We start from the raw sequence: 10430 nt of genomic DNA, 5'->3' as shown, positions 1-10430 counted from the left end.
GGAGCCGGAGGCGGTCGGCTCCCAGGTCTGGGAGGAGGAGCCGGTGCACGACTCCTGCTGGACGGCCTTGCCGGCGGAGGTGGAGGCGTCCTTGACGCCGGCGCATTTGCCGCTGTTGGCGGCGGCCAGGCGGAAGCCGCTGCCCTGGGCCGACAGGTTCCAGGTCTGGTTGCTCGCGCCGTTGCAGCTGGAAACGGTGAGCTGCACGCCGTCGGAGGTGCTGCCGCCCGGGACGGTGAGGCACAGGCCGCTGGCGCCGTTCACGATCCGGTAGGCGCCCGCACTGGGTCCGGCACTGGGCGCCGCGCTGGAGACGCCGACGAAGACCCCGCCGACCAGGGCGGCGACCCCGGCCACGGTGCCGATCACGGTGCCGATCACCCCGACTCCGGTTCTGGTACTCCTTCTCAAAGCCGAGCTCCTCGCAGGTCGTGCAGGACCCCTGACCGAGGTGGTGGCGGCGCCACTCCTGGTCCCGCTGAGGTATTCATGGATGTGAACAACATCCATGAACCGGAACGTGGCCAAAATTACGGACCTCGGGAATCCGGGTCAATGCCACGTGTCGGCCGGTTGACGAGGCGGTCCGACACCCGCCGATTCCGGCAGGTGAGACGGGGGCCCGACAGGGCGCGCCCGGCGCTCGCCGGTGAAATTTTCATGAAACACAGGCACGCCGGAAGAGCCGCACCGCTTCGCCGACGATCCCCTTCCGCCGCAACTGCGAGACCCGGTCACCGCTCACCGGCCCTCGCCTCGTGTCGGGGAAATCACACCGTGACGAGGCATGGGCGAGATCTCCTCGGCGTACTCTTTTGCACCGACTGGTCAGTTCAAAGAATGGAGGACGGACGTGGATGCCGGGCGGACCGAGGACGTCGCCACCCCCTCAGCCAGCGTGTCCGGGGGTGCGCGCGGCGGTGTGTTCCGCGGTGTCGAGGTGGAGGCGCGGGAGCTGGGCGTGCGAGGTGGTCACGGCTGGGTCTACCGGCACGTCTCCCTGCACGCGGCCCCCGGGACGCTGACCGTCGTCACGGGCGAGGCCGGCAGCGGCCGTACGAGCCTGCTGCTCACCCTCGCGGGACGGATGAAGCCCGCCGAGGGGACGCTCACCGTCGGCGGCCTGGCGAGGCCCCGCGGGATCAGGCGGATCGCCGCCCTCGGGCTCTTCACAGAGGTGAACGCGTTCGACGACGCACTGACCGTGCGGGAGCACCTGCAGGAGCGGCTGCGCCCGCACGGGTTCCTGTGGCGCAGGCGGCACCCGGACGCCGCGCGGTCGGCGCTCGCCCACGCCGGGCTCGATCCGGACGCGCTGGCGCAGGGCGACCGGACCCTGGCCAGGGAGCTCAGCCGGGACCAGGCGGTGCGGCTGGGCGTCGCGCTCGCCCTGCTCGACCAGCCGGGCCTGCTCCTCGTCGACGACGCCGGCACCGGCATCCCCGCGGACAGGCGGCGTGAGCTGTGGGACGTCCTGCGCGGCCTGGCCGACCAGGGGCTCACCGTCGTCGCGGCGTGCACCGACGCCGAGGAGGCGACCGGCGCGGCCACGGCGCTGCTGCCGCTGCCCGCTCCCGCGCCCACTCCCCCTCCCCCGGCGCCTCCGCAGCCACCCGGCGCCGGGGACGAGACCGGGTCGGCGCGCCGCGACGAGGCGGAGACAGGAGCACGTCGATGAGGGTCCCCTCCCCCGGCCGGCTCGAACTGCGCAGGTTCCTGCGCTCGCGGCTCACCAGGGCCGCGCTGGTCGCCGTGGTCATGCTGCCGCTGCTGTACGCCGGGCTCTACCTGTGGTCGTTCTGGGATCCCCAGGCGAACCTGGACCGCGTGCCGGTGGCCCTCGTCGTGGAGGACCGTCCCGCCACCGCCGCCGGCGCGGCGGGCGGCCCGCCGAGCACGGTGGACGCGGGCCGTGAACTCGCCGCCGAACTGGAGCAGCGCAAGGTCTTCGCCTGGTACCGGGTCGACGCGGCGGAGGCCGACAGGGGCGTCCGCGAGGGCCGTTACTACCTGTCGCTCACGATCCCGGGCGACTTCAGCGCCGACCTCGCCTCGCCGTCCGGCGACGGCACGCCGCGCCCGGCCCAGCTCGGCGTACGGGTGGACACCGGGCGCAGCTACATCATGGGGACGATCTCGGACGCCGTGTTCCGCGAGGTCAAGGAGGCGGCCGGGCGCAGCGCGGTCAAGGACTACCTGGACCAGGTCTTCCTGTCCTTCGGCGAACTGCACGACAAGACCGCTCAGGCGGCCGGCGGCGCCGGCCGGTTGCACGACGGGGCCGCCGCCGCGAGCGACGGCGCCGCCTCGCTCGCCAAGGGGCTCGGGTCCGCGCAGGACGCGACCGGGAAGCTGTCGTCCGGAGCGGACGCCCTGTACAGCGGGTCGAAGCGGCTGACGACCGGGCTCCACCAGGCCAGGACCGGCTCGGCCTCCCTGTCCGCCGGCCTGTCGAAGGCGGCCAGGGGCGCGGCCGACCTCCGCGAGGGCCTGTCCGCGCTCGGCAAGGGGGCGGCGCAACTGGCCGAGGGCAACCGCGAGGTCTACCGCCAGGTGCACGCCCTGTCTCCCACCGTCAACCGGGCGGCCGACACGTACGCTCCCGTGCTGGAGAAGAACGGCGACCGCATCCGGCAGGCCGCGCTCACCCTCGCGGAGGGCGCCGACGGCTTCGCCGACGCGCTCGACGGCCTGCCCCGGGAGGTGCAGGGCTCGGCGGGCACGGCCAGGCAGGACCTGCGGGCCGTCCAGCGCTGGCTGAGCACCCATCCCGACGCCGACCCCGAGCTGCGCGCGCTGGTCGAGCGGGCCGCCGGGTCGGCAGGCGACCTCGCGTCGGCCGCCGGACGGCTGCAGGACCGCCTCGGCACCCAGGAGGGCAGGCTTGACGGCCTCGCCCGTACGGCGCGGACGGTGGCGGACGACGCGCGCGAGCTGGCCGCCGCCGCGCCCGGCCTCGGCAGCGCGCTGGACGAGGCCCGCGACACGTTCAACCAGCTGGACAAGGGGCTCAGGCGACTGTCCGGCGGAGCGTCCGGCCTCCGCGACGGCGCGGGCAAGGCGCTGGACGGGGCCTCCTCACTGTCGCGCGGCCTCGGCACGCTCGGCGACGGCGCGCGGAGCCTTTCCACCGGCCTGGCCAGGCTCGACGACGGAGCGACCGGCCTCAACACCGGGCTCGCCTCGCTCGCCTCCGGTGCGGGCAAGCTCGACGACGGCATCGGCACGCTGCAGCGGGGGGCCGGCAGGCTCGGCTCCGGGCTGGTCAAGCTGACCGACGGCTCGGGCGAGCTGGCCGGCAAGCTCGGCGACGGTGCCGCGCAGATCCCCGACTACGGCGCCCGGGAGCGCGACAGCCGTACGGACATGATGAGCGACCCCGTCCGGCTCGCCACCGAGGTGGACAACGAGGTGCCCAACTACGGGACCGGGTTCGCGCCGTTCTTCGTGCCGCTCGCGTTGTGGGTCGGCGCGATGGTGACGTACATGCTGCTGCGGCCGCTCAACCCGCGCCTGCTCGCCGGGTCGGCGCCGGCGTGGCGCACGGCCCTCGCGGGCTGGCTGCCGGGGGTCGCGATGGGGACGCTCCAGGTGGCGGTGCTGCTCGCCGTGCTGCGCTTCGGACTGGGGCTGGAGGCGGCCGACTGGCCGGGGACGGCGGCCTTCCTGGTGCTGGTCACGGCGGCCTTCCTCGCCGTCGTGCAGGCGGTCAACGCGCTGCTCGGGCCGCCCGGACGGGTGGCGGTGCTGGCGCTGCTCATGCTGCAGCTCACCTCGTCGGCGGGCACCTATCCGATCGAGACGTCCCCCGGGTTCTTCCAGGCCATCTCACCGTGGCTGCCGATGAGCTGGGTGGTGTCGGCGATGCGCCGCCTCGTCAGCGGTGGCGACACCACCGTGGTGTGGCAGGCTTGCGGCGTGCTGTCCGCGTTCGTCGCCCTCGGTCTCGCCCTCACCGTGCTCGCCGTCCACCGCGGTCGTACGTGGTCGATGCGCCGCCTCAAGCCGGAGCTGGCGCTGTGAGCCGCCCCGCGGACGGCCAGAAGGAGCAGGGCGGCAGGCGGGCCGAGACCCGGCTGCGGCTCTACCGGGCCGCGGCCGACCTCATCGCCGAGCAGGGCTTCGCCGCCACGACCGTCGACGCCATCGCCGAACGCGCGGGAGTGGCCAAGGGCACCGTCTTCTACAACTTCGGCAGCAAGGAGGCGTTGTTCGCCGGCCTGCTCGACCACGGCATCGAACGGCTCGCCGACGCCCTCGCCGAGGCAGCGCGCGGCCCGGCCGCCTCGCCGGTCGCCGTGCTCGACGCGCTCATGCTCGCCCAGCTCCGCTTCTTCGACGAGTACGGGCCGTTCGCCCGGGTGCTGCTGGCCGAGATGTGGCGGGCGGCCTGGCAGGACGCGGTCCTGCGGCTGCGTACGAGCGTGCTCGCGGTGTATGAGCGCGTTCTCGCGGACGCCGTGGAAGCCGGCGAGCTGCGCCCCGGGTTCGACACCGGCACCGCCGCCACCGCCGTCTTCGGCATGGTGCTCACCGTCGCCATCGAGCGTCGCGCGCTGCGCCCCGGCCAGCCGGTCGAGGACGTCCACGCGACGCTCGCCGAACTCGTCCACCGCCGCATCTCGCCCTGACCGAGCCCCCGAACGAGCCCCGAACGAGCCCCGAACGAGCCCCGAACGAGTGCGGACGTCAGAGGAAGAGTTCGTCCACCGACGTCACCGTCACCGCCCGGCGGATCCACTTCTCGAGCAGATGCAGGTCGGAGCATCGGCTGATCCGTTCGCGCGCCTCGGAGGGGATGTCCAGCCCGCGGGCGTCGAGCACGGTAAGGATCGCCTCGATCTCGCCCTCCGCGCGCCCCTGTTCCCGCCCTTGCTCCAGACCCTGTTCCCGGCCTTGCTCCAGACCCTGTTCCCGGCCTTGCTCCAGACCCTGTTCCAGGCCCTTGTTCACCCACTCCGAAAAGTAGCGGGCGCCGATGACCTTCTCGTAGTCGGCTGACGCTGTCATCAGAAGCTCCTTCAGGCGCTCACCCACTACTGTGGGTACCAGGCCGAACACGTAGCTCAAATATAGCTGGAGGTCTTTCCGGTCGAGCTCGTTCAGCCCCTCCAGCATGACCTCCAGCCCCTTGTCGATGTCGGGGTGCTCGCCGTTCATGGCCGCCGACAACACGGCCAGCTCGGGGTGCCTGCGCGCCTCACCCGGGTCGGTGATCAAAGGCAGGCGGTCCGAGTGAATCGCCACCGGAGTGACCGTTCCGCTCGGCCCCATGGAGATGGGCTGCTCGCACCAGCGGCCCACCGCCCGGTTCAGGCAGATCACCAGCAGAGCGGTATCGCATTTCAGCCGGGCCCGGAGCGCGGCCACGTACACGGGCCAACTGAAGCGCTTGTCCGCGTCGTGACGCAACTGCACCTCGACGATCACCGCCAGCCGGGCCGTTCCCGAACCGTCGCGGAGCACCACGACCGCATCGGCGCGATACTCCACGGGGGTCAGTTGTGTGGCGTCCACCGCCTCCGCGGTGGCCTTGGTGAACTGGGGCGGCTCGATACCGGCGACCTCGCGTAACAGCTCCACGGCGGCCATGGGCCTCTCGTGGAAGAAATCGACCGTCTGCTGATGGATGAGGTTCGGCACGCGGGAGACTTTACTCAACGTGTTCGAGTCATTACTGAGAATCACCGCGTTCTGTTGATGAGCATGGGAAACGGAGCTGGGGTGTTAGCAGGACGAGATGATCGGCAACTAACGTGATCCGCCGTTCGTCGGGATAGATGCTGGTATCCCGTGACAATGGAGGAGACCGTGTACCCCCCACCGCAGCAGAAGCGCCGCCGCAGCGTGGCTCCGTTCGTCATCGCGGTCATCTTCGCGGGAGCGCTCATCGTCGGGCTGAAGCTGCTGTTCGGCGGAGCCTCGGACGGCGGGAACACCGGCGACGAGAACGGCGGCAACGCGAGCAGGCGCGCCTGCGGCGACGACGGGATCACGCTGACCATCGCCGCGTCGAGCGAGAAGGCCGAACTGCTGCGCACGATGGCCAACGACTACAACGGCCACAAGGTGGACGGTCAGTGCGTGGACGTGGTCGTGAACTCCAAGGCCTCGGGCGGGGCGATGCAGGCCCTGGCGCGAGGGTGGGACGAGCGGCAGGACGGCCCGAAGCCGGACGTCTGGACGCCGGCGAGCACCGGCTGGGTCACCCTCCTGCGGCAGCGCGTCGAGGGCGGCGACCAGGCGTCGCCGGTGGCCGTCGACAACCCGACCATCGCCACGTCTCCGCTGGTCATCGCGATGCCCAAGCCGATGGCCCAGGCGCTCGGCTGGCCGTCCAAGAAGATCGGCTGGTCGGAGATCCTGGACCTCGCCAACGACCCCGGGGGCTGGGCGAAGTACGACCACCCGGAGTGGGGCAAGTTCCGTCTCGGCAAGACGAACCCCAACTTCTCGACTTCCGGCCTCAACGCCACCGTCGGGGCGTACTTCGCGGCCACCGGGCTGTCGGGCGACCTCACGGAGCGCGACGTCACCGCGGCGAGGACCCGTGACTTCGTGAGGGGGGTCGAGCGGTCCATCGTCCACTACGGCGACACGACGCTCACCTTCCTGTCCAACCTCCAGCACGCCGACGACTCGGGGACGGCCATGTCGTACATCTCCGCCGTGACGGTGGAGGAGAAGTCGGTGTGGGACTACAACCAGGGCAACCCGACGGGCGACCCCAAGACGCTCGGCGACCACGCCAAGCCGAAGGTCCCGCTGGTGGCGATCTATCCCAAGGAGGGCACGCTCTTCTCCGACCACCCGTACGCCGTGCTGTCCTGGGCGGACGCCGCGAAGAAGGCCGCGGCGGCGGACTTCCTGAAGTACCTGCGGGCGCCCGAGCAGCAGCGGGAGTTCGAGAAGTACGCCTTCCGGTCGTTCGACAGCAAGCCGGGCGATCTCATCACGACCGCCAACGGTCTCGACCCCAAGCAGCCGGCGACCACGCTGGCCACCCCGGTGCCGCAGGTGCTGGACCGGATCCTCAAGAGCTGGGCCGAGCTGCGCAAGCCCGCCAACGTGCTGATGGTGATGGACGTGTCGGGGTCGATGGGCGCCGACGTGGCCGGCACCGGCAAGACCAAGCTCGACCTGGCCAAGCAGGCCGCGATCAACGCGCTGCCGCAGTTCGGGCCCAACGACCGGGTCGGCCTGTGGCTGTTCAGCCTCAAACAGGACGGCGACAAGGACTACCGCGAGCTCGTCCCCCTGAGCAGGAACAACCAGTCGCGGCTCAAGAGCCGCATCAACGGCCTGATCCCCAGCGGCGGCACAGGGTTGTACGACACGGCCCTCGCGTCCTACCGGTACGTGATGGAGCGGCAGAGCGGCGACGCGATCAACGCGGTCGTGTTCCTGACGGACGGCAAGAACGAGGACAACAACTCCATCTCGCTCGACAACCTGCTGCCCGACCTGCGCAAGGAGGCAGGGCAGGAGACCGTGCGGATGTTCACCATCGCGTACGGCGGCGACGCCGACCTCGACGTCCTGCGGCGCATCTCGCAGGCCACGGACGCGGCGGCCTACGATTCGCGCAAGCCGGGAAGCATCGACGAGGTGTTCACCGCCGTCATCTCCAACTTCTGATCGGGAGCCCCCCTTGTCCCGCTTCACCGAGGAACTCCGCGACCCCTGGGCGCTGCTCATGGGCGCCACCGCCGCGGGCGCGGCCTGGGCGGTCGGCGTCCCTCCCGTGGGGGTGCCCGTCGCCGGGATCGCGGTCTGGCTCATCAAGGCGTTCGCCTCCGCGTGGCAGTCCACCGGGGGCGAGAGCCGTACGGAGCCGCAGGCCCCGCCGGTCACGAAGGGGAGCGCGGAGGAGGCGTGGCTGCGGCGGGCGGAGCGGGCCGCCGCGTCGTTCGCCGACCTGACCGCCTCGATGCGCGGGCAGCTCCTGCTCGACCGGATCGCGGCGATGCGCCCGCAGGTGGACGACACCGTCGGCACGCTGCGCCGGCTGGCCGGGCACGCCTCCGTCACCGGCTCGGCGCTGGCCCGCTTCGACCCGCGGTTCCTGGAGCAGGAGCGCGTACGGCTCACGCAGGCGCGGCAGACCGCCCGGCAGGAGGTCGTGGGCGAGCTCGACCGGTCGATCGCCGCCCTCGACGCGCAGCGCGAGGTGTACGACAGGTTGTCGGGCACGCGCGAGCGGGTGCTGGCCCGGCTGCAGTCGGGCGCCATCAGCCTGGAGGGCCTGGTCGCGCGGGCCGTCGAGATCTCCGCCATGACGGCGGCCTCCGACGACGCGGGCGGCGGCGCCCGGGCGCTCGACGAGCTGACCTCGGAGCTCGAACTTACCCGGCAGAGCCTGCACGAGGTCGAGAAGGCCACCCGCGACGACGTCGGCCCCTGAGTTCCCCGCTCGGCCCGGGGAGGCGGCCGGTCGTCTGCTCGCGCTCGTTCAAACGGCCGAGGCGAGGAGGCGGGCGAGTTCGGCCGGGCCGGCGTTGCCGCCCGTGCACACCACGGCCACCGTGCGCCCGGCGAACTCCTCGCGCCTGGCCAGCAGCCCGGCGAGCGCCGCCGCCCCCGCCCCCTCGGCCAGGGTGTGGGCCTCGGTGAGCAGCAGGCGCTGGGCCCGCAGGATGTCGTCGTCGTCCACCAGCACGAAGTCGGCCAGACCGTCCCGCATCACGGCCTGCGGAAGCGCGAAGGCGGAACCGGTGGCGAGCCCCTCCACGACGGTCTTGACGGGCCGGGTCACCGGTTCGCGCAACCGCCAGGAGTCGTGCGCGGCCGGAGCCTGGGCCGACTGGACGGCGATCACCCGGCAGCCCGGTGCGAGCGCGGCGGCGGCGAGGCACGCGGCGGCGGCCCCGCTGCCGCTGCCCACAGGCACGAACACCGCCTCCAGATCCGGCCGGGCGGTGAACAACTCGACGTAGAGCGTGCCCACCCCGGCGAGGATGTCCGGCTCGTCGGCGGGGCTGATCAGCCTGCGTCCCGTGCGCTCGGCGAGGTCGCGTGCGTGCCCGGCGGCCTCCACCATCGTCGCGCCCCGGATCTCGACGGTCGCCCCCAGCGCCTCGACCGCCGCGACCTTGGCGGGATTCGGGTTCTCCGGCATCAGGACGGCGCACGGCACGCCGTACAGGCGGGAGGCGTACGCGACGGACTGGGCGTGGTTGCCGGTCGAGTAGGTCACCACCCCGCGACCGCGGTCGGCCATGCGCGCCAGCAGCGCGATGCCGCCGCGCACCTTGAACGCCCCCGTGGGCTGGACGTTCTCGTGCTTGACGTGGACCTCGGCGCCCACCGCCGCGTCGAGCACGGGATAGGACCACAGGGGAGTCTCGGGCAGGTGCGGGGCGATGAGCCGCCGGGCGTCCAGGATGTCGCGGATGTCGGTCATGGCCCCCAGCCTGGCCGCCCAGGGGACAATAGGTCCAACTGAAGTTCTCAGGCGAACCCATAGACGGGATCGATGAATGCCGCTCGACGTCGTACGACTGCGGGTCCTCGTGGCCGTGGCCAGGACCGGCACGGTGACCGCCGCGGCGCGCGAGCTGCACTACTCGCAGCCCTCGGTGAGCCACCACCTCGCCCGGCTGGAGGCGGAGACGGGCGCGAAGCTGGTGCAGCGCGTGGGACGCGGCGTCCGCCTCACCGAGGCGGGCCGCCTGCTCGCCGAGCGGGGCGCGGAGATCCTCGGCCGCCTCGACGCGGCGTCCGCCGAGCTCGCCGCGCACGTCGGGCTGCGCGCCGGGCGCGTGCGGCTGGCGGCGTTCCCCTCCGCACTCGGCACGTTCGTCCCGGCCGCCGCCGCCCGGCTCGCGCAGGACCATCCGGGGCTTGACCTGCGGCTGATGGAGGCCGAGCCGCCCGAGGCGCTGCGCCTGCTGCGGGCGGGCCGGGTGGATGTCGCCGTGGTCTTCCGCTATGGCGAGGCCGCTCCCGAGGACGACGGCGTCCGCCTGGTCCACCTGCTCGACGACCCGGGCCTGCTCGTCACCCCAGCGGCGTACGGCGACGCGGGAGACCTGGCGGCGTACGCGGACGGGCCATGGATCGCGGGGTGCGAGCGGTGCCGCGCGCATCTGCTCGCGCTGTGCGCAGAGGCGGGCTTCGCGCCGCGCGTCTCCTTCACCACCGACGACTACGTGGCCGTGCAGGCCATGGTCGCGGCCGGGCTGGGCACGGCGCTCCTCCCCCGGCTCGCCCTGTCGGCCCACCGGCACCCCGGCGTGCGGGTGTCCGAGCTGCCGGGGTCGGACCGCCGGGTCTACGCCGCGACGTACGGCGAGCCGCCCGACCCGCCCGCCGTCGCCGCCCTGGTCGCGGCCCTCCTCCCCCAGGAAGATGCGTGATATGTCGGCGTCGTCGGCGTTGATCCACTAGAAATTGGACATGCAGAAAATGTCGCCGTTCGCGTCCATCTC

At 72.5% G+C, this 10430-nt stretch carries 9 protein-coding genes; 6 read left to right on the top strand and 3 right to left on the bottom strand.

The features are described from left to right. On the bottom strand, positions 1–381 hold a 381-nt coding region (locus BXA11_RS05200; protein WP_244303571.1), incomplete at its 3' end, for an RICIN domain-containing protein. 472 nt (positions 382–853) lie between these two features. Between BXA11_RS05200 and BXA11_RS05195 the strand changes: the two genes are divergently transcribed. The 3 genes from BXA11_RS05195 to BXA11_RS05185 are packed head-to-tail and all read left to right on the top strand — an operon-like array spanning position 854 to position 4631. Further along, positions 854–1678, top strand: coding sequence for an ABC transporter ATP-binding protein (locus BXA11_RS05195; protein ID WP_159454734.1), 825 nt, complete (start codon positions 854–856; stop codon positions 1676–1678). Beyond that, positions 1675–4023, top strand: a complete 2349-nt coding sequence (locus tag BXA11_RS05190; protein WP_076433102.1) for a YhgE/Pip domain-containing protein — start codon at positions 1675–1677, stop codon at positions 4021–4023. The genes BXA11_RS05195 and BXA11_RS05190 overlap by 4 nt, the downstream gene beginning before the upstream one ends. Further along, positions 4020–4631, top strand: coding sequence for a TetR/AcrR family transcriptional regulator (locus BXA11_RS05185; RefSeq protein ID WP_030509221.1), 612 nt, complete (start codon positions 4020–4022; stop codon positions 4629–4631). The genes BXA11_RS05190 and BXA11_RS05185 overlap by 4 nt, the downstream gene beginning before the upstream one ends. A 58-nt stretch (positions 4632–4689) precedes the next feature. Here the strand turns inward: BXA11_RS05185 and BXA11_RS05180 are convergent, their stop codons facing one another. Continuing rightward, complete coding sequence (locus BXA11_RS05180) at positions 4690–5643, bottom strand: hypothetical protein (protein ID WP_083743958.1); 954 nt, start codon at positions 5641–5643, stop codon at positions 4690–4692. A 168-nt stretch (positions 5644–5811) separates the two neighbouring features. On the opposite strand from BXA11_RS05180, the gene BXA11_RS05175 reads away from it, so the two are divergent. Both BXA11_RS05175 and BXA11_RS05170 read left to right on the top strand, forming a co-directional pair. Continuing rightward, positions 5812–7638, top strand: a complete 1827-nt coding sequence (locus BXA11_RS05175) for a substrate-binding and VWA domain-containing protein (protein ID WP_143734082.1) — start codon at positions 5812–5814, stop codon at positions 7636–7638. Between the two features lie 13 nt (positions 7639–7651). After that, complete coding sequence (locus tag BXA11_RS05170; RefSeq protein WP_083743957.1) at positions 7652–8404, top strand: hypothetical protein; 753 nt, start codon at positions 7652–7654, stop codon at positions 8402–8404. A 48-nt stretch (positions 8405–8452) separates the two neighbouring features. Here the strand turns inward: BXA11_RS05170 and BXA11_RS05165 are convergent, their stop codons facing one another. Beyond that, positions 8453–9403, bottom strand: coding sequence for a threonine ammonia-lyase (locus BXA11_RS05165; protein ID WP_076433096.1), 951 nt, complete (start codon positions 9401–9403; stop codon positions 8453–8455). Positions 9404–9479: 76 nt separating this feature from the next. On the opposite strand from BXA11_RS05165, the gene BXA11_RS05160 reads away from it, so the two are divergent. Beyond that, the gene (locus BXA11_RS05160) at positions 9480–10358 is read left to right on the top strand and encodes a LysR family transcriptional regulator (protein ID WP_076433094.1); all 879 of its coding nucleotides are present in this window, start codon (positions 9480–9482) and stop codon (positions 10356–10358) included. Positions 10359–10430: the final 72 nt, after the last annotated feature.

The sequence above is a fragment of the Microbispora rosea genome, assembly GCF_900156315.1.
GTDB lineage: Bacteria > Actinomycetota > Actinomycetes > Streptosporangiales > Streptosporangiaceae > Microbispora > Microbispora rosea.
The sequence above is the reverse complement of the archived record's forward strand: the minus strand, read 5'-3'. Positions and strand labels throughout refer to the sequence as shown.

Bases quoted from the DNA above. Each gene is read 5' to 3' on its own strand.
- BXA11_RS05190 (WP_076433102.1), top strand. From the start codon at position 1,675: ATGAGGGTCCCCTCCCCCGGCCGGCTCGAACTGCGCAGGTTCCTGCGC.
- BXA11_RS05165 (WP_076433096.1), bottom strand. From the start codon at position 9,403: ATGACCGACATCCGCGACATCCTGGACGCCCGGCGGCTCATCGCCCCG.
- BXA11_RS05160 (WP_076433094.1), top strand. From the start codon at position 9,480: ATGCCGCTCGACGTCGTACGACTGCGGGTCCTCGTGGCCGTGGCCAGG.